11 protein-coding genes and 1 pseudogene are annotated in these 18,868 nt (G+C 64.7%); 1 reads left to right on the top strand and 11 read right to left on the bottom strand.

Going from position 1 to position 18,868, the window contains the following annotated elements:
* Nucleotides 1-443: 443 nt before the first annotated feature.
* Complete coding sequence (locus tag SPMU_RS11730; RefSeq protein WP_169715709.1) at nt 444-4,118, top strand: PAS domain S-box protein; 3,675 nt, start codon at nt 444-446, stop codon at nt 4,116-4,118.
* 1,651 nt (nt 4,119-5,769) lie between these two features.
* Here the strand turns inward: SPMU_RS11730 and SPMU_RS11725 are convergent.
* From SPMU_RS11725 to SPMU_RS11680, 11 genes and pseudogenes are all read right to left on the bottom strand, one after another.
* Complete coding sequence (locus SPMU_RS11725) at nt 5,770-7,647, bottom strand: methyl-accepting chemotaxis protein (protein WP_281250988.1); 1,878 nt, start codon at nt 7,645-7,647, stop codon at nt 5,770-5,772.
* A gap of 520 nt (nt 7,648-8,167) precedes the next feature.
* Nucleotides 8,168-9,349: an alginate export family protein gene (locus tag SPMU_RS11720; protein WP_245833175.1), complete on the bottom strand. Its 1,182-nt coding sequence runs from the start codon at nt 9,347-9,349 to the stop codon at nt 8,168-8,170.
* A 41-nt stretch (nt 9,350-9,390) separates the two neighbouring features.
* Nucleotides 9,391-9,537, bottom strand: a complete 147-nt coding sequence (locus tag SPMU_RS17305; protein ID WP_245833173.1) for a hypothetical protein — start codon at nt 9,535-9,537, stop codon at nt 9,391-9,393.
* Nucleotides 9,534-11,105: an MFS transporter gene (locus tag SPMU_RS11715; protein ID WP_088334037.1), complete on the bottom strand. Its 1,572-nt coding sequence runs from the start codon at nt 11,103-11,105 to the stop codon at nt 9,534-9,536. Before SPMU_RS11715 ends, SPMU_RS17305 begins: the two co-directional genes overlap by 4 nt.
* Nucleotides 11,102-11,509 (bottom strand): DoxX family protein, encoded by a 408-nt coding sequence (locus SPMU_RS11710; protein ID WP_088334036.1) that lies wholly within the window; start codon nt 11,507-11,509, stop codon nt 11,102-11,104. The genes SPMU_RS11715 and SPMU_RS11710 overlap by 4 nt, the downstream gene beginning before the upstream one ends.
* 3 nt (nt 11,510-11,512) lie before the next feature.
* Nucleotides 11,513-13,444, bottom strand: coding sequence for an amidohydrolase (locus tag SPMU_RS11705; protein ID WP_088334035.1), 1,932 nt, complete (start codon nt 13,442-13,444; stop codon nt 11,513-11,515).
* 17 nt (nt 13,445-13,461) lie between these two features.
* Nucleotides 13,462-13,638 (bottom strand): annotated as a pseudogene (locus SPMU_RS11700) (DUF1427 family protein); the annotation flags it as partial.
* A 19-nt stretch (nt 13,639-13,657) separates the two neighbouring features.
* Nucleotides 13,658-14,494 (bottom strand): alpha/beta fold hydrolase, encoded by an 837-nt coding sequence (locus SPMU_RS11695; RefSeq protein WP_088334148.1) that lies wholly within the window; start codon nt 14,492-14,494, stop codon nt 13,658-13,660.
* A 68-nt stretch (nt 14,495-14,562) separates the two neighbouring features.
* Nucleotides 14,563-15,219, bottom strand: a complete 657-nt coding sequence (locus SPMU_RS11690; RefSeq protein ID WP_088334147.1) for a hydrolase — start codon at nt 15,217-15,219, stop codon at nt 14,563-14,565.
* 145 nt (nt 15,220-15,364) lie between these two features.
* Complete coding sequence (locus tag SPMU_RS11685; RefSeq protein WP_169715708.1) at nt 15,365-16,237, bottom strand: alpha/beta hydrolase; 873 nt, start codon at nt 16,235-16,237, stop codon at nt 15,365-15,367.
* 100 nt (nt 16,238-16,337) lie between these two features.
* The gene (locus tag SPMU_RS11680) at nt 16,338-18,794 is read right to left on the bottom strand and encodes an ATP-binding protein (protein WP_088334032.1); all 2,457 of its coding nucleotides are present in this window, start codon (nt 18,792-18,794) and stop codon (nt 16,338-16,340) included.
* Nucleotides 18,795-18,868: the final 74 nt, after the last annotated feature.

Below are 18,868 nucleotides of genomic sequence, written 5' to 3'. Positions count from 1 at the left end.
GCCTGTAGCTAAAGATGGCTCGCGGTCTCAGCGGTTACTGAGGTTGTCTGAGGCGCGCGCGTCGGTCCTCAACTACCGTCAGTACATCACGGGGAAATGCCAATCGTTGAAGCGTTAATTGATGCGCGCTGGAAGAAGCGGGCGAGCTCTTTTCCTGCCGCTCGTAGCTATTGGTTATCAGCCGTGGTCGAATACGCCGCTGCCCTGTCGCGCGCGCTGGCCACAGGGCGATCACAGCGCAGCGCCGGCCATGATGTTATTCGCCGGTGGCGCCGCCGGTTTGGCAATCGCCTCGAAGCCGACGTAAGCACCTTCAAAAGGGGCCGAATTGGCTATTCGGATAACGCGCTCGGACGCATCCGCGCGCGCCGTGATGGGTTACCACAGTGCTGGTGAAAAACCCTGCAGTCCGCTAGATGATCGCAAAGGGATTTCCCAAAGACATGAACGAGATGAACGACCGCGAAGAGCAGCGGCTGGCTGCATTGGCACGCTACGGCGTATTGGATACGCCGGGCGAACGCTCCTTTGACGAGATCGCCGCGTTGGCAGCCAAGCTTTGCGACGTTCCGATCGCTGTCGTCAACCTGATCGGCGAGGGCCGGCAGTTCTTCAAAGCCGAGGTGGGCTTGGGAATGCGCGAGACGCCAATCGAGAACTCGTTTTGCACCCAGGCGATCCTTGAGGAAGATTTCCTCCTCGTTCCCGACGCAACGCAGGACCCGCGGTTCGCATGCAACCCGCTGGTGGTCGGTGAGCCTCATATCCGCTTTTACGCCGGCGCGCTCCTCAAGACGGAGGAAGGCTTTCCCATCGGCACCTTGTGCACGCTGGATTACCGCCCACGGCAGTTAACCGAGCTGCAGCAGGAAACGTTGTGTGTGCTGGCCAGGCAGGTCATGACGCAGCTGGAGCTAAGACGCGCAGCGGCTGAACGGACCCGAGAACTTGAGACGGCTTCAGCCGGCGAACAGCGACTCCGTCTTATTCTCGACAGTGCACGCGATTACGCGATCATCACCACCGATGAGGAGCGGCGGATCACGAGCTGGTCGGCCGGCGCGCAGGCAATATTTGAATGGTTGAAACAGGAGGCGATAGGCCGACTGATCGACGACATCTTCACGCCCGAGGATCGTGCGGCTGGTGCTCCAGCTCTAGAGGCGCAAAAGGCTCTGATCGACGGCTGCGCCCCCGACGTGCGCTGGCACATCCGCGCAGATGGATCGCGCGTGTTCATGAATGGCTCGACGCACCCGATCATCGTGGACGGTGAACGACCGGCAGGCTTTCTCAAGATCGCCCGCAATGAGACGGACCGGTGGGAGCAGGCGGAGGAACTTGCACGTACCCGTGCCGAACTCGTCGATAGCGAAGCGCGCTTCCGCAACATGGCCGACCACGCACCCATGATGATGTGGGTGACCGATGAGACCGGTTACTGCACCTACCTCAATCAACGCTGGTACGAGTTCACCGGCCAGGATGAGCAGGAGGCGCTCGGCATCGGGTGGACCAATGCCACCCACCCCGACGACCAGAGGATGGCGGAAGAGGCATTCATGGCCGCAGCCGCTGCGCAGGGCCCATATCGCATCGAATTCCGCCTGCGCCGTGCTGATGGTGTCTATCGCTGGGCGATCGACGCCGCCGCCCCGCGATTCGGCGAAGATGGTCGGTTCCTGGGCCATGTCGGCTCGGTGATCGACATCGACGAGCGGCGGGAGGCAGAGGATGCCCTGCGCCGGGTCAACACGCTGCTGGAGGCGGTAATGGAGGCCGTCCCGGGCGTCGTTTACGCCAAGGATCACGCAGGGCGCATGCTCGCCGCCAATCGCGGGACGGTGGAACTGGTTGGTAAGCCGCTAATCGAGATAATCGGCCGGACGGATGTCGAGTTCCTTGACGACGCTGCCCAGGCGGAAGCCGTTATGGCGAATGATGCCCGCATCATGGCGGAAAACCGGACCGAGGTTTTGGAAGAGGCGGTCAGCCGCCCCGACGGCAGTCGCGCGACCTGGCTCTCTACGAAGGCGCCGTTCCGTGACGCAGGAGGAGCGGTGATTGGTCTGGTTGGATCGTCGATCGACATCACCGAGCGTAAGGACACCGAGGAGCGCCTACGCGAGAGCGAGGCGCGCCTTCTCGAGGAGCGTACTCGATTGGCAACGCTCATCGAGAGCCTGCCCGTGGGCGTGTGTTTCCTCACGCCAGCGGGTGATGTCCTGCTGTCTAACCCAGCCTACCGACGATTCGTGCCTCATGGCATTCTTCCCTCTGATCTCCCCGACACGGACCAGCAATGGGCTGGGTGGAACGAGCGCGGCGAGCCTTTATCTCGCGAGGAATATCCCGGCGCACGCGCGCTGCGCGGTGAGGCGACCGCCGGCACCGAGTTCCTTTGCCGGGCAGCCGATGGCGACTCGTGGGTTCGGGTGAGTGGTGTGCCGCTGTCCGGCGCTGGCGGGCAGCTCGCGGCAGCCATCATTGTCTTGATCGACATCACCGAGCAGAAGCGCGCGCAGGAGGCTCTAGAGCGGCTAAATGAGTCTTTAGAGGCGCAAGTAGCAGAGCGGACAGCTGATCGCGACCGGATGTGGCGGCTGTCGACTGATCTGATGCTCGTCGCCCGGTTTGATGCGACGATCACGGCAGTGAACCCAGCGTGGACGACACTGTTGGGATGGAGTGAGGGCGAGCTGATCGGGAGACCGTTCATCGACCTCGTGCATCCCGAAGACCGCCAGCGTACGCTGATGGAAGCGGCGAGACTTGCGGACGGGCTCACCACGCTGCGCTTTGAGAATCGTTACCAGCGCAAGGACGGCTCGTACCGATTCCTCTCCTGGACTGCGGTTCCTGACGAAAGTTTCATCCACGCGGTTGCTCGTGACGTGGATGCCGAAAAGAAGGCGGAGGCTGAGCTTGAGCAGGCGCAGGAGCAACTTCGTCAGGCGCAGAAGATGGAGGCGGTGGGCCAGCTTACCGGCGGTATCGCTCACGATTTCAACAATCTGCTCACCGGAGTCATCGGCTCGCTCGACATGATGCAGCGCCAGATGGCGAAAGGGGTTACCGACAAGGTCGAGCGCTATGCGAACGCCGCCGTGACCTCTGCCAACCGCGCAGCAGCCCTGACTCACCGTCTGCTCGCCTTCTCACGCCGTCAGCCGCTCGATCCCAAGCCGACCAACGCAAACAGGCTCGTGACCGGCATGGAGGAGTTGCTCCGCCGCACGATTGGTGAAGCCGTGCGGCTCGAAATCGTGACCGCTGGCGGCTTGTGGCAGACCCTGTGCGATCCACACCAGCTCGAAAGCGGGATCCTCAATCTTGCGATCAATGCTCGTGACGCTATGCCGGAGGGCGGCACGCTCACTATCGAGACGTGCAACGCTCACCTCGACGACGCTTATTCCGCGCTGCAGCGAGAGGTGAAGCCCGGGCAATATATCTGCATCTGCGTCACCGACACCGGGGTCGGCATGACCGCCGACACGATCAAGAAGGCGTTCGAGCCGTTCTTTACTACCAAGCCCATCGGCCAGGGCACGGGTCTGGGCCTGTCGATGATCTACGGCTTTGCCCGCCAGTCCGAGGGTTATGCCAAAATCTACTCGGAGGTGGGCAAGGGCACGACGTTCAAACTTTATCTACCCCGCTATTACGGTGAGGGCGAGGAAGCCGAAGCGCAGGTTGCCGGACTCGGAGACGAGCACCGCACCGAACACGGCGAGATGGTATTGGTCGTCGAGGACGAAACGGCCGTTCGCGCGCTTGTTGTCGATGTGCTGGAAGAACTGGGATATCGCGCGATCGAAGCGGTCGACGGGCCATCGGGCTTGAAGCTGCTACATTCGAACTTGCGGGTTGACCTGCTCATTACCGACATCGGCTTGCCCGGCCTGAACGGCCGCCAGCTTGCCGAAGCCGCACGCGAGCGGCGCCCAGGCCTCAACGTTCTTTTCATGACCGGCTATGCCGAAAACGCCACCATCGCCAATGGCTTCCTGGAGCCCGGAATGGAAATGATCACGAAGCCATTCGCTATCGACGCGCTTGCAACCCGCATCCGAGCGATGATCGAAGCACAGCAGCCCTCAAACAGGGCGCCCTAAAGCCGGGTACCGCATTAGTCGGCCCATCAAGCGAAAAGCGGCTTTGGCAACGAGGTGAACGGCAGGCCTGCGAAATAGGCGCTGCGCTTGCCCGATGGCGCCGCTCCACAAGCCTCAACTAGTCGCCCTAGCTCTGTGTTGCGCAGCTTTCGCCAGCGCCGGAGCGTCGAGACGTCAGTTGCCTGTCACAACACCCGTCATGCGCTGCCGTCGGCTGGCGAGGGGCATATAACGATCAATTCAACCTGCACGCCCAGGTTTCGCCGGAGCTGATTGTAATCGACGTGACTCAATGACGAAGATCTGATCTCGCCACGTCCTGCTCACCAACGATATTGTCAGGAGAGGAGGCTCGCAGCTCCGCTCAGCAGGACAAACACAGCAACAAGCCAGGGATGTGCGCTTTGAAGCCAAGGAGCATCACCACTGATCTGCGAACTCGTTCTCATCATTTCCCCCGTCATTATCCGTATTTCAGAAAAAAGGCCCGTAGCGGTGGCGAAACGCCGAACAACGTCCCGCCCTGGGCACCAGAATTCCACTCAGTCGATTGCTGTGCGGCCGCTACTGAATAGTGTGCGAGGTAAAGATACCGGCTCGCAGCATGTTTTCGCGAGCTTCTGCCGCCCACCGATCGCGCCTTGCAAGGCGCCGCGCCCGTGCTCGCTGCGCGTTGATCAACCTAACTGTGAGGAAGCAGGCGCAAGCTGCAGCAATCATCAGCGTTATCAAAGTCGACATTGCCCCGCCCCGAGTCCCACTCTCTCATTAAGGTTGTGTAAACCATTATGTACAATCGATCATCCCCCTTTTGAGGGAGGCTGTTCTATCCGGAGACATAGACGCGCAAAAAATGCTTTGTGGCTTCAGCGGTAGCGAGGGGCGTGTCCGCCCGTAGAGGAAGCCTCGTAAGAAGAGTGTGCCTTGAGCGACGCTCTCCGCCGTTGCGGCGAACCGGACGGCCTGAAAGCATGAGGAAATGGTCGCTCAGCCACTCTCCCTGTCGCGCTGACGGACACAAAGTAGAACGATCATCGAATTTGAACCGGCGTGCCTGCTTGCCCCGGGGGCGAAACTCCGCAGGCATGAAGCACCGGGAGCGGCCAACGACCGCCCCTCGTGGACTGGGCGAAGAAAGCCGGGACGAAGGTACTGGGCTGGCCTACAACGCGGCAGTGTGCCGCGGACGCGGTGAATCGCCGTGACTTGCGTGGCGGAGGACGTTCTCACGCGCTTCCGATCGCTGTGCGGGCGAAGGTTTGGCCACACGGATCAGAACATCTGGGCGGAGTCCGGGCCTTGTGCCTGCTCGTGTTCAAGCGCCGGCGAGCGGGCACCTAAGGTTCTATTTCGGGGAAGGAGAAAGCGGCTTGTTATATGCTGCCCGGGAGCCAAGGCGATCGCGTGTCCGTCCCCGTATCGAGAAGATTGGTTGCAGCGATCGGCACAACGAACTCCCTCTCGCTGCGCGCTAAAACAGCTATGTCTTTGATGTTCGTCAGAGGTTAGCGACCAAGTTGCCTTAGACGTGTTCCGCAACTGCAGCTGTGTCCTGTTTAGCGGCTTCAAAAGACGGATCAAATCTGGATTGCGCAATGGCTGAGGCGCCGCGACGATAAGCCTCGGCGCCTCCCTAAAGTAGCATTCGCGGTTAGGACGAGGCCCAATCGTCCGAAGCCTCACCCTTTGTCGGCGCGCCGATGGCTAGCGCCTTCACCGGCGAAAGATAGCTGCTCGGTTCCGCAATCTGGAAAGGAGCTAGCGTCGACCGTACGGGAGCAGCCCTGCCGCCGGGGCCGACATTGAACTTGGACGCCTGCTCGCTCAGAGTGGCAACTTCGCCCGAGAGGTTGCGCGCTGCAGCCGACGTCTCTTCCACCATCGCAGCGTTCTGCTGCGTTGATTGATCCATCGTCCCGATTGCTACGGAGATCTCTGATATAGCAGTTGACTGCACCTGATTGTCATGTGCCATCTGGGCCAAGAGCGTGTGCACCTCAGTAACGTCGCCCGAGATATCACTTAGCGCCGAGTCGACCTTCTGCACCATGTCAACCGCTGCAACGATGTCGGTCTGAGTAGCCGTCAGCTGATCACGGGCGCGGCCCGCCTCCTCTTCTGCCCGCATTGCAAGGGCAGAAACAAGGTCAGCAACCACCGCGAAGCCACGACCCGCCTCTCCGGCACGTCCGGCTTCCACTGCAGCATTCATGGCCAGCACCCGCGTCTGGAAAGCGATCTTGTCGAGGCCTTCGATAACGCCATCAATGCCCTTCGCACTCTCGCTCACTCGAGACATGGCCTGCATTGCTTCATCGGCGATCGCGCGGCCGCCATTGACGCTCGCAATCGCTCCATCCGCACGCTCTACGGTACGGCCGGCGGCATGGGCGGTCGTCTTCAGGCGATCGTCCATCTGGGTCACGGCAGCGGAGGTTTGCTCCAAGCTGGCGGCATTAGCCTCGGTGCGGCGCGCCAAGTCCTCAGACGCCTGGGCGATCTCGCCTGATCCGGTACGAATGGTGGCAGTGCTCTCCGCGACTGATCCGATCAACTCGCGAAGCGAAGCCAGCGCGTCGTTGAAGTTAGACTTCACGGAAACATAGGACGGCGAGAATTCGTCTCGGATATCAGCCGTCAGGTCACCTTGCGCCAGTTTGCCCAAGCCATGCTCCAGGGCGTCGACGACGAACCTCTGCTCCGCGTCTGCGCGAGCCTTGTCAGCCTGAGCAAGTTCCTGCGCCTTCGCTGCGTCACGGAAGACCAGAACGGCCTTGGCCATCGTTCCAACCTCGTCGCCTCGATCGGCGCCGGGGATCTCAAGATCATTGTTCCCGGCGGCAAGCGTGCCCATCGCGTCCTGCAAGCGGGCCAAGGGTCCAGTTATGCCGACACGCGAAACGATGAGCCCGGCACCAATGCCAAGGGCGATGCCGATCGCGCTCACCACCAGCATCATCGTCGAGGCCGAGCTGGTTCGTGCGGTCAGTTCGACGGATAGTTCCTCGCCCTCCTTGATGCGCAGATCGTTCGCCTTCGACAGCGTTGACGAGATCTCCTCTAGCTTCACATCGAGATCCGCGAGTAGTGCGCGAGCAGCCTCGTTCTGGCCGGCGTTGCCGAGTTGAATAGCACGTGCCGCTCCTGCGTGGATCGTTGCGACCTGCTCCTCGATATGGCCAACGGTCTCGATAGAAGCAGGGTCGATCTTTTTGATCGCGCGAAGCAGTTCCTCCGCACTTTCGAACGCTTCTTGCTCAGCTTCAACGCTTTTCTTGCCCTCAACCGAGCCGGCCGGGTAAACCATAGCTTGATAGCCCTCGTAGACCATCTGCGTCGTACGCCGGTTGATGCGCGCGAACTTCGTCGTCGCCGGAAGCTTGGACTCAACCAGCACGGAATATTGTTGGTTGACGCTGTCGAGCGATCGAGACCCAAGCAGAGCGACCCCGAGCACGACGGCTCCAAGTGACAAAAGAAGTCCGATGACCTTGGTTGAAATCTTTGTGCGGGCGAGAATGTGGGCCACGGTGAACTTGCCTTTGACGGAGCAGCCATGCGGTGCGTGAAGATCTCCATCATTATAGAACGCGAAGTGCGCGGCTGGTCGGCGCGAGCGCGAGCCAGCAGACGGGGGGTAGGTCGCTCGGAAGCTGTAGGTGACTTCGACGGAGCCGAAACGATTGTTGCCATTCCAGTGCGCGCTGGTGCGTTGCGCAGCAAGTCGCCTCAAGCGAGAATGGTAGCGAGCGAGCGATCGACCGGCACCGGCTTTCCATCGGCCGCAAGCTTCGCAATTACCGCTGGGCTGACCTCGCGCACGTCGAAGAAGACCGAGGGATGCCTTTGTCTACGAATACAAAGAATTGTCGACGGAAGTCCTGGGCTGGACCTAGATCGTCCCGCTGCCGCCCTGAACACGATTATGACCTAAGCCACGCTCGCGACACGAACTGAGAACGGCGGACATCTGCTTTCGCCCAGAGCGGACGCTTATTCTGCCGCATTCAAAGGGAGCTTACGGCCGGACAATCTTCGCTTCTTGATTGTTAAAAGCGCAGCATCGCCTCTGCGCCTAGCATGTGGATCGGGCGCGCCGGCCCGGTTTCGCGCACGAACTCGCCCGGCGCAAACAAAGAGGCCGACACAGAAAAAGACAGGATCGTGTTAGCCTGCCAGCCGACCAAGACTTCCACCTGATTGCCGATGTGGCGAGCGTCGCTATCGCCGGTCGGGCGGATCTGCTGGCCGGGCACGTCATAGATGCCGTCTCCTTGGCTCGCTCGCCAATAGGCCACACCGGCAAGCTCGGCCGTCACGCCGCGGCCCAGATCGACATCGATGCTGGGATGCAGGTTTGCGATGTTGCGCGGCCCGATTGGGGAGAGCTCGCCGAAATACTTGCCCTTGGGGAACAGTGCGTTGAACGTGCCAAGTCTGCGGTCGTTCGGATCGCGGTCGCCGCTCGCGATATTAGCGCGCAGTCGCAGACGAGGTGCGAGCGGGGCCTTGGCGAAGGAATAGCTGGTTTCGGTTGCGATCGACCAGGCGTGGATATCCGCCGTACCGAACCGGCCGCGCTGGAGCATCGCTTCCCAATTCCATCTGAGGCCAGTGCGTGTTCCGAACAGCCGCACGCCATAGGTGTCGCGTCGCTCCCCGACCTGTGCGTCCCGGTAGTGCGCGGCATCATCGCTATAGCGCAGCCAGTAAATATCGACGCTGTTCCCTGTCCCGAGCGACAATGTGGCATATAGGCCGCCGAGCCGGCGTGTTCGCGAGCTGCGATCGTCGAGATTGCCCGGCCCGGTCGCGACCGGCCGCATGAGGAACCCCTGAACCTGCGCACCGCCGTGTGTGACCATCAACCGCGCTCCGTCGAATGGCTGGGGAATGTTGGGGCCATAGCGTGACCCCACCAGCCGCTCCGAGCCGAGCGCGATCAGCTCCCGACCACCGCGCAGTGTGACGTTGCCGCGATCGCCGAGCGGCAGCTGGAGGTCGGCGAAACCTTGGAGCAGATCAATCCCGGTCTCATCGGCCGGTCCCGCGCCTGCGCCGACGCCGCTTGCATAGCCGGCGATCCCCTGAACAAAGGCGCGGACCGGGCCGGCGTGAACGTCGACGAGCGGAAGAAAGCGGAGCCAGAGATAGCCGTCGTCTGGGGCCGGCGCCTGACCCCAATTGTTGCTGTCAAACCCTTCATAACGAGCGCGGGCTTCGGCCCCCAAGGTGACGCTAACGATGCCATCAGGGTCGACCGGCTTGTTTTTCAGTCGAGCCCACCATTGCGCGTCGCGATTGGGCGCGCCGCGAAGTGGGACCAATCCTCGTCATAGCGAAGGTTGGTTCGCTCGATCTGCCCGGCCGCGGGGAGCGGCAGGCCGAGCAGTGCGGCGAGGATCAGCGCGCGGATCATTGAGCGATCAGATGGCGGACAAGGGGAGGCGTGCCATCGCGTTGGAAGGCACGCAACGCATCCTGCTGCACCCGATCGGCGTTGGTGACGCGGTCGTGCTGGCGCAGGTGTTCGAGCCAGCTTTCCACGGTGAACGTCTCAATGACGAGGCCCGGCGCGGCGACATCCTCGTACAGCCCCCAGTGGATCGCGCCGTCCCGGCGGCGGATGCGGCGCATGTCCTGCATCGCGGCGAAGAACGCGGGGACGCGGGCGGGGTCGACGCGATATTCGATCGTCACCAGCACCGGGCCGCGATCATGCTCCACCTCGTTGTCGATCATCGGCGCGGGCCAATGGAGCGAGGGGGCGAGATCGAGCTTCGCCATGCCGTCGAGCGGGCGGCGCCAGGCGAGCAGCAGCGTGACGGCGGACAGCAGCAGCGCGGCGAGGAGCAGCGTCGAGGGTACCCCGATCCGCCCGGCGATCGCGCCCCACAGGGTGGAGCCGGCGGTCATCGACCCCTGAAAGACGAGTAGGTAGATGGCGAGCGCGCGCGCCTTGACCCAGCCGGGCGAACTGGCCTGCGCCCCACCGTTGAGCATCGCCATCATTGTAATCCAGGCGAAGCCGCCCGCGCCGAGCGAAGCGGCGGCGGCGACGAAGCTGTGCGACAGCGACAGGCCGATCATCGCCGCTGCAAGTAGTAGGGAGGCGGCGATTGTGGTGCGGTTCGCGCCGAGCTTGCCGCGCAGCCTCGGCATCAGCATCGCGCCAGCAATCGCGCCGAGGCCCATGAAGGTGAGCAGGCCGCCATAACCCGCCGGGCCGAGGCCGAGATCGCGCCGCGCGACGATCGGCAGCAGCGCCCACAAGGCGCTGGCGAACAGGAAGAAGCCAACCGAGCGGATCAGCACCGTCTTCAGCTCGGGCGCGCTGAGGGCGTAGCGCATCCCGGCGCGCATCGCGCCGACGAAATGCTCGGCGGGCAGGTGGCGCTGCTGCACGTCCCGGCGCCAGCGGGCGATCACGGCGACGACACCGAGCACCGAGACGGCGTTCAAGGCGAAGACCGCGCCGGTGCCGGCGGCGGCGATGATAACGCCGCCCAAAGCCGGGCCGATCGCGCGGGCGATGTTGACACCCAGGCTGTTGAGCGCGACCGCCTGTTGCAGCGCCTTGCCGGGCACCAGTTCGGGAACGATCGCCTGGAAGGTAGGCGCGGACAGGGCAGCGCCGACCGCGATCGCGGCGGTGAGCGCGAGCAGCAGCGGCGCGGTGGTGATCCCGCCGAAGGTAGCGAGCGCGAGCAGGGCGGTGGCGATAAGGCTGAACAATTGCGCGCCGATCAGCAGCTTACGGCGATCGACGATGTCGGCCAGTGCGCCGGCGGGGAGCGCGAGAAGGAACATCGGCAGGGTGGTCGCCGCCTGCACCAGCGCCACCATCAGCGGGTTGGCGGAGAGCGAGGTCATCAGCCAACCAGCGCCGACATCGTGCATCCAGGTGCCGATGTTGGAGACGATGGTGGCGATCCAGAGCGCGCGGAAGACGGGGCTGGAGAGCGGCTTTTCCGTAACGTCGGTCATCGTGTCTTCTCCCGCACGATCGCAGCGAGCATCAGCCCCCCGACCAGCCCGGCATGTTCAAGAAAGGTGTTGCGTTCGTGGAAGCGCGCGATCGGATCGGCGACGGTCCAGAAGGGGTGCGCGATCAGCGTAGCAGCGGCAGTGAAGACCCCGAGCGCGCCGGCGCCCAGCCAGGCTTGGCGCCCCATGATCACCAGCAGCGATCCGCCGAGTTGGACGAGGATGGTGAGTGCAGCAATCGCGCTGGCAGGATGGAGGCCGAAATACTCGGCCTCCGCCATCGCGCCGTTCCGGTCGGCAAGCTTGGCGATGCCGCTGGCCCAATAGGGCAAGGTGAGCAGGATCGTCGCAGCGATGGTCACGCGGCGGTTGGCGAGCAAGCTCGCAAAGGTTGCAGGTGCCATCGCTCAGACCGCCCAGCAGCCGCAGCCGAACGCACCCCAGAAGCTCTGGACGTCCGCCGCGGGCACGTTGGCGCCCAGTGCGCCGGCATGGTCGTGGCCGTGGACGTTGCAGGCCGAGGCGCAGCCGCAGGCGGCGGCGAGCTTCTGGGCAGTTTCTGTCCTATAGTGGCCGCCGAATGTAGCAACCGGGGACCAGTCGGGCATGGCACGGGGTAATTCGGGCGCGATCGCGCTGTAATCGCCCTCCCCGTGCACCACCTTGCCGCCGAGCAGCGTCAAAACCGAACGCAGGTGCGCGATTTCGCTTTCGGAAACCGAGAAATAGTCCTCGGACAGCAGCGCCAGATCGGCGAGTTGGCCCGCCTTGATCTGGCCCTTCTTGCCTACCTCGTTGGAGAACCAAGTGTTGCGTTCGGTCCACAGACGCAGCGCGGTCTCGCGATCGATGCGGTTGCGCACCGGATAGAGCGACAGGCCGCCGACCGTCTTGCCGGTGACGAGCCACGACAGCGATACCCAGGGGTTGTAGCTCGCCACGCGGGTCGCATCGGTGCCGGCGCCGACGGGAACGCCCGCCTCCATCATGCGGCGGATCGGCGGGGTCGCCTCGGCCGCTCGGGCGCCGTAGCGCTCGACAAAATATTCGCCCTGGAACGCCATGCGGTGCTGCACGGCGATGCCGCCGCCGAGCGCGGCGATGCGATCGATATTGCGGTGGCTGATCGTCTCGGCGTGGTCGAAGAACCAGTTGAGGCCCTGGAGCGGGATGTCCCGGTTGACCTTCTCGAACACGTCGAGCGCGCGGCCGATCGTCTGGTCGTAGGTGGCGTGGAGGCGCCAGGGCCAGCGGCGTTCGGCGAGCAGGCGGATGACGGGTTCGAGGTCACCTTCCATCGACGGCGGCATGTCGGGCCGCTCGACGCGGAAATCCTCGAAGTCGGCGGCCGAATAGACCAGCATCTCGCCAGCGCCATTGTGACGATAGGTGTCGTCGCCGTCGCCCGGCTTCACCTTGGTCGACCAGGTGGCGAAGTCCTTCAGCTCCTCCTTCGGCTTTTGCGTGAAGAGGTTGTAGGCAATGCGCACGGTTAGCTGATCGTCCTGATGCAGCTTCTCGATGATCTGATAATCGTCGGGATAGTTCTGGTAGCCGCCGCCTGCGTCGATCACGCTGGTGACGCCCAGCCCGTTCAGCTCGCGCATGAAGTGGCGGGTGGAGTTGAGCTGGTAATCCCCGGGCAGCTTCGGGCCCTTGGCGAGCGTGGCATAGAGGATGGTGGCGTTGGGTTGCGCGAGCAGCAGCCCGGTCGGGTTGCCGGCGGCATCGCGGACGATCTCGCCGCCCGGCGGGTTGGGCGTGTCCTTCGTATAGCCCACCGCACGCAGCGCGGCGGCGTTGAGCAGGGCGCGATCGTAGAGGTGGAGGATGAACACCGGCGTGTCGGGCGCGGCGGCGTTGATCTCGTCCAGCGTCGGCAGGCGCTTCTCGGCGAACTGATGCTCGGTGAAGCCGCCGACGACGCGCACCCATTGCGGGGGCGGGGTGTTTTCAGCCTGCTTCTTCAGCATCGCCATCGCGTCGGCGAGGCTCGGCACGCCCTCCCAGCGCAGCTCCATGTTATAGTTCAGCCCGCCGCGGATGACGTGGATGTGGCTGTCGATCAGGCCGGGGATGAGGCGGCGTCCGCGCGCGTCGATCACCTGCGGATTGCCACGCGTGGCGGCGCGAACCTCGGCCTCGCTACCGACGCTGAGGAACTTGCCGTCGCGGATCGCGACCGCCTGGGCGACCGGGTTGGACCGATCGAGCGTGGTGACCTTGGCATTGGTGATGATGAGGTCGGGCTGCGTCTGCATGGCGAGGCTTTCAGTGGCAGTAACGAGGACGGTGCCGGCGGCACCGGCGAGCAGGCCGCGGCGGGTGAGATCGGTCATGGTCTTGGCTCCGATCGGGTGATCGCGGGGGTGTCGATGAGCCGCTTGGCGAGCGGCACGATCTGCTCGCCGGCGAGGATGCCGGCGAGCCCGATCAGTGCGACGATCGGCGGGGCGGGGGAACGGACGTCGATGAGGCTATAGATCACGCCGATCAGCAGCCCGGCGCCGAGTGAGAGAATGTAAGGCTTCATGGCGCCGTTCCCCTGTTCGTCAGCCGCGGATGAAAGCGAGCAGGTCGGCGTTGAGCACGTCAGCGTTCACCGTCAGCATGCCGTGCGAGAAGCCCGGGTAGATCTTCAGCGTCGCGTTGGGCGCGATGTCGGCCGAGAGGACACCGGCGTTCTGGTAGGGCACGATCTGATCGTCATCGCCGTGCAGGATCAGCGTCGGCACGGTGATCGCCTTTAGATCGTCGGTCTGGTCGGTTTCCGAGAAGGCCTTGATGCCGTGATAATGGGCGAGCGCGCTGCCCATCATGCCCTGGCGCCACCAATTGTCGATCACCGCCGGCTTCACGTCGGCGCCCTCGCGGTTGAAGCCGTAGAACGGCCCGGCGGGGAGATCGTGGAAGAATTGTGCGCGGTTCGCCGCGAGTGCGCTGCGCAGACCGTCGAACACGTCGATCGGCAGGCCGCCCGGGTAACGATCGGTCTTCGCCATGATCGGCGGCACCGCGCTGACCAGCACCGCCTTGGCGACGCGGCCCTCGGGAATGCCGTGACGCGCGACATAGGCCGCGACTTCGCCGCCGCCCGTCGAATGGCCGATGTGGACGGCATTGCGCAGATCGAGATGCGCGGCGACCGCAGCGGCGTCGGCGGCATAGGTCGCCATGTCATGGCCGTGGTCGACCTGTGCCGAGCGGCCGTGGCCGCGGCGATCATGCGCGACGACGCGGAAGCCCTGTTCCAGGAAGAACAGCATCTGCGCGTCCCAATCGTCCGACGACAGCGGCCAGCCGTGGTGGAACATGATCGGCTGGGCGTCTTTCGGCCCCCAGTCCTTGAAGAAAATTTCGGTGCCGTCCTGGGTGGTGATCGTGCTCATCATGAGGTCCGTTTCGATCGGGTGAGAAGGAGCGCGGCCGAACCACGATTGGTTCGACCGCGCAACGATCAGTGTGCGCCTTCGGAGGCGTTGAACATCGTCTTGGCGTAGGTGATGCCCAGGCCGTAGGCGCCGCCCCATTTGCGGGCGATGCCGGTGGTCATGTTGTACGTTTCGCCGCGCGCCCAATCGCGCTGCAGCTCGAGCAGATACTGGAGCGACGTGATCGGACGGGCGCCGGCCTGCACCATCCGCTCGACGGCGCGCTCATGCGCTTCCGGGGAGATGTCGCCGCTAGCGTCGGTGATGACATAGACTTCAAAGCCCTGGTCGAGCGCGGAAAGCGCGGGGCCGACGATGCAGACGCTGGTCCAGAGACCCGCGAAAACGATGCGGCCTTTGCCGATGCGGTTGACCTCCTCGATCACGGCTTCGTCTTCCCAGGTGTTCATGCTGGTGCGGTCGAGCAGCTTCTGGCCGGGGAACGGCGTGGTGATCTCGTCAAACATCGGGCCGGAGAAGCTCTTCTCGGCGACGGTGGTGAGGATGGTAGAGACGCCGAAGCCGGCGGCGGCCTGCGACACCAGGGCGGCGTTGTTGCGCAGCAGTTCGGGGGCGATCGACTTGGTGGCGAAGGCCATCTGCGATTGGAAGTCGATCAGAATAAGGGTGTGATCGTTCGGCTTGAGGAGGGTTTTGCCGGGCGTTGCGGTGGCATTGGTCATGGTCGTTTTCCCTTTCTTGGTGGTGGTCGTGGGCAGCGGTCTGAGCGGACGATAGGCACGTCCGTTCACCCGGGTTATCCGGATATAATCGGCTTGATCGTTCGAGAGAGTTGAACAGTGCTGCCGCGTCAGACGCGGCGCGGTGTTAGCCCGCCTGTTGCCAGGTGGGTGCGTGGAGGCGCTGGCGCAGCGCCCCCGCGATCAGCTGGCATGCCTCCATCGACGCGGACGCGTCGCTGAGCGGCGGAAGCCAGGTGAAGTCGTGAATGGTGCCAAGGAACCGGACGGCGGAGACCTCGACATCCTGGCGGAGCAACGTGTGCGCCGTTGCCTCCGCGCTCTCGCGGAACGGATCGGCCTCCGCCGTCAGCATCAGCACCGGCGGGAGGTTCGCCGATCCTGCTGCAAGGTGCGTGGGATCGATTACCTCCGACGCTGCTGCCAGCCCGGCCGCTCGGCGGCAGGGCATCCATGCGTCGGCCCTGCTTTCAACCGGGGAGCCCAGTACAGGCGTGGCCATCACCAACAGCCGGTATTCGCCGCCATGGAGTGCAAGGTTGAGCGCCCGCGCCGCACCAAGCCCATCGCCGCCGATTGCGATGCGATCGGGACGATCGGTAAGGTCGGAGACCGCTGCGACCCGGTCATCGATCGTGGCCTGCAAGTCGGCTGGCGTCACGTCGAACGGCACGGCGATCTCCAGGACGGCAATCCCAGCTTGCGCCGCCAGCGTCTGCAGCGCCGAGGTTCGCAGGCCGGCATGCTCCGAGGTTCCGGGCAGATAGAGGAAGAGGGGTAGCGGCCCGGATGCGTCGGCTGGTCTTACCAGCACGCAATCCGGTGCCAGCCGCGCAACCCCAGCCGTGGTCGGTTCGGCACCCAGGAGCTCGGCCGGCCGCTCATCCCAGCGATCGAGAAAGGAACGGACAACGGGATCGAGCACCGCGAGGGCCGACGCTGGCTCCACCAGCGCGGCGGCGCGGCGCGCGGCGATCGGGCAGAGAGTGAATTGGGGCACGGCGTCTTCCTTGACCTTGGCGCCGGGCGTATGCCGGCTTGGCAAGGAGAGTTATGCCCGCCCTCTGATCGGCTCGCGAGTGAAGCGTCGTGAAGAGACGTTAAGCGGCTTCGCGCCGCCAGGGCACCTGAGCATGGGCATCGCGCGCGACGGCGAACATCTCGGCTTGCATGGCGCTCATGCCCTCCACCGGTGTGTCGTCCCCCACCAGTGCGCGGGAGTAGCCGAGCACGAAACGGTGCCAGTGATCGAGGCCGTGCCGCTCCGTGCGCGCCCGCAAGGCGGCGATCCACACCTCCGCCAGCGCCGGCTCACCGGCGGCAATGGCGACCGGGATGCAGCCGATGGCGAGGCCGTAGCAGAGCGACAAAGCGTGATCGATGCGCACCGCATCCGCCGCGCAGTCCCGAGCGATCGCGAGCGCGCCCCCGAGATCGCCGCGCGCCCAGTGCAGCCGCATCAACAGGCTCATGGCCGCGATCTTGCCATCAACCTGGGCGTGATTGGCGTGGTTGGCGCGCTCGGGCGCGGCGTCGCCGGCCATCACCAGCTTCAACATCGCGGTGGCGGCATTGTGATCTCCGGAAAAATGATGCGACAGCGCGAGGTTGTGCGCGCCGGTCAGCCGGTCCGCCGCCATGCCCTGTGGTCCGACTTGCGCATCGAATTGCCGGGCGAGCGCAAGGCTTTCGGCATACTCACCGGCCAGGATGCGCTGCGCCCAAACGCCCCAGAGCGCGCGCAGCGCCAGCGGCGCGGACCCGACGCTTCGGGCGAGATCCAGCGCCCGCGCGAACGAATCAGCCATGGCGGGCACTGGCCCCTGGATGTGCCAAAGCGCGTGGCCATACGCGGACAACAGCTCGACCTGCCGGGAGGGGGCGACGCCGCCGGCCTCCATGCCGGGGATCGCAGCCTCGGCGTGACGAAGGAATTCGCCGGGCAGCGACAGGTGAAACCACAAGGGCGCGGCGGCGATCACCAGCTCGGTGGCGAGGCGCGGATCGCCACTGCCCCCGGCGGCACCGCTCGCCCACAGGATGGCGCTGCGAACATCGTCGATCTGCGCGCTATAGCCCGCCAGCCACTCGCGCTGCGCCTTGCCCTCCCAGGCGGCCGCGCTGCCCGCCAGCCGGCCGAGCAAATAGCGGGCGTGATCCCGCCGCGCGCCTTCGTCGAAGCCGGCGGCGTCGAGCCGCGCGAGACCATAATGGCGAGTAGTGTCCAAAAGCCGAAAGCGCGCGCCGTCGGCGGCGGGTGTTGCCACCACCATCGACTTGGCAACGAGTTCGTCGAGTAGGTCCTGCGCCCCGTAATCGGATGGCGGGAGGCCGGTGGCCAGCGCTGCGGCCGCGTCCGCCGCGAAGCTGCTGCGGAACAGCGACAGGCGATCGAGTAGCGCGCGCACTGGCGGATCGAGCAGGTCGTAGCTCCAGTCCAATGCACCGCGCAGCGTACGTTGGCGCGGTACCGCGGTTCGCCGGCCACGGTTCAGCAGGGCGAAGCGGTCGTCCAGCCCTGCCGCGATCGCCTGCGGGGTCATGATATCGCCACGCGCGGCGGCGAGCTCGATGGCGAGCGGAATGCCGTCGAGCCGCTGGCAGATCTCGACCACGGCGGACAGATTATCTTCATCGAGCCGGAAATCGGCGTTCACGGCGCGGGCGCGATCCGTGAACAGGGCGGTGGCGGCGCAGGATTCCGCTTGCTCAACGCTGTTGCGATCCGCGTCGTTCGGCACCTCCAGCGCGGCCAACCGGTGCACCCATTCGCCCTCGGCGCGCAGCGGCTCGCGGCTGGTGGCGAGCAGGAGCAGGCTGGGCGCGGCCTGAAGCAACGTCTCGGCAAGCGCGGCCGCCGCGTCCACGACATGCTCGCAATTGTCGAGCAGGATCAGCCCCGGTCGGTCGCAAAAGCGGGCGGCGACACGCCCGGCCAGATCGGAGCCGGCGCCCGGCAGCCCCAGCGCGGTCGCCAGCGTCGTCCCGACGGTGGAACCCTCGCTGACCGGTGCCAGATCGACGAACCAGGCGTCCATTGCGTTCTGGTCGGCGACCCGCTGCCCGATCGCCAGCGCCGCCGTCGTCTTGCCGATCCCGCCCGGCCCCACCAGTGAAAGGAACCGGCGCGCGGTCACTTCGTAGACAAGTGCTGCGATCACCGGCTCGCGCCCGAGAATGGCACCGACCCGCGAGGGTAACTTCGCACGAGACGCGTCTGCGTCGGGCGTCGGAGCAAGGTCTTCACGCAGAACCGGCACAGTTAGGCGATAGCCGCGCCCCGCCTCCGCGACGATCAGCGGCTCGCCCCCGTCCTGTCCCAGCGCCTTGCGCGCGGCGGAGAGATGCACGCGAATGGCGCTGTCGTCGATCGCTTGCCGGGGCCAGACACGCTCGGTCAGCTCGTCGCGCGGGACCAGCTCCCCCGCGGCCTCCGCCAGCACCGCAAGCAGGTTGAGCGCGCGGGTGCCGAGCTTCACCGGCACACCATTGCGCGCAAGGGTGAGGTGAGGGAGCTCGAGCACGAAGGGGCCGAACCGATACCGCGTCCCTGCCATTGATGTGTCCCAATACTCTCAGCGCTGCGTCGCGCCGCTGCCTAGCCGCGCTGCGGACAGGCGCAATAGCATCG

Origin of the sequence: Sphingomonas mucosissima, from assembly GCF_002197665.1 — a bacterium.
GTDB lineage: Bacteria > Pseudomonadota > Alphaproteobacteria > Sphingomonadales > Sphingomonadaceae > Sphingomonas > Sphingomonas mucosissima.
The sequence above is the reverse complement of the archived record's forward strand: the minus strand, read 5'-3'. Positions and strand labels throughout refer to the sequence as shown.

Excerpts from the sequence above, each read along its gene's own strand:
- SPMU_RS11730 (WP_169715709.1), top strand. The coding sequence starts at position 444 with ATGAACGAGATGAACGACCGCGAAGAGCAGCGGCTGGCTGCATTGGCA.
- SPMU_RS17305 (WP_245833173.1), bottom strand. The coding sequence starts at position 9,537 with ATGATCCGCGCGCTGATCCTCGCCGCACTGCTCGGCCTGCCGCTCCCC.
- SPMU_RS11715 (WP_088334037.1), bottom strand. The coding sequence starts at position 11,105 with ATGACCGACGTTACGGAAAAGCCGCTCTCCAGCCCCGTCTTCCGCGCG.
- SPMU_RS11710 (WP_088334036.1), bottom strand. The coding sequence starts at position 11,509 with ATGGCACCTGCAACCTTTGCGAGCTTGCTCGCCAACCGCCGCGTGACC.
- SPMU_RS11705 (WP_088334035.1), bottom strand. The coding sequence starts at position 13,444 with ATGACCGATCTCACCCGCCGCGGCCTGCTCGCCGGTGCCGCCGGCACC.
- SPMU_RS11695 (WP_088334148.1), bottom strand. The coding sequence starts at position 14,494 with ATGAGCACGATCACCACCCAGGACGGCACCGAAATTTTCTTCAAGGAC.
- SPMU_RS11690 (WP_088334147.1), bottom strand. The coding sequence starts at position 15,219 with ATGACCAATGCCACCGCAACGCCCGGCAAAACCCTCCTCAAGCCGAAC.
- SPMU_RS11680 (WP_088334032.1), bottom strand. The coding sequence starts at position 18,794 with ATGGCAGGGACGCGGTATCGGTTCGGCCCCTTCGTGCTCGAGCTCCCT.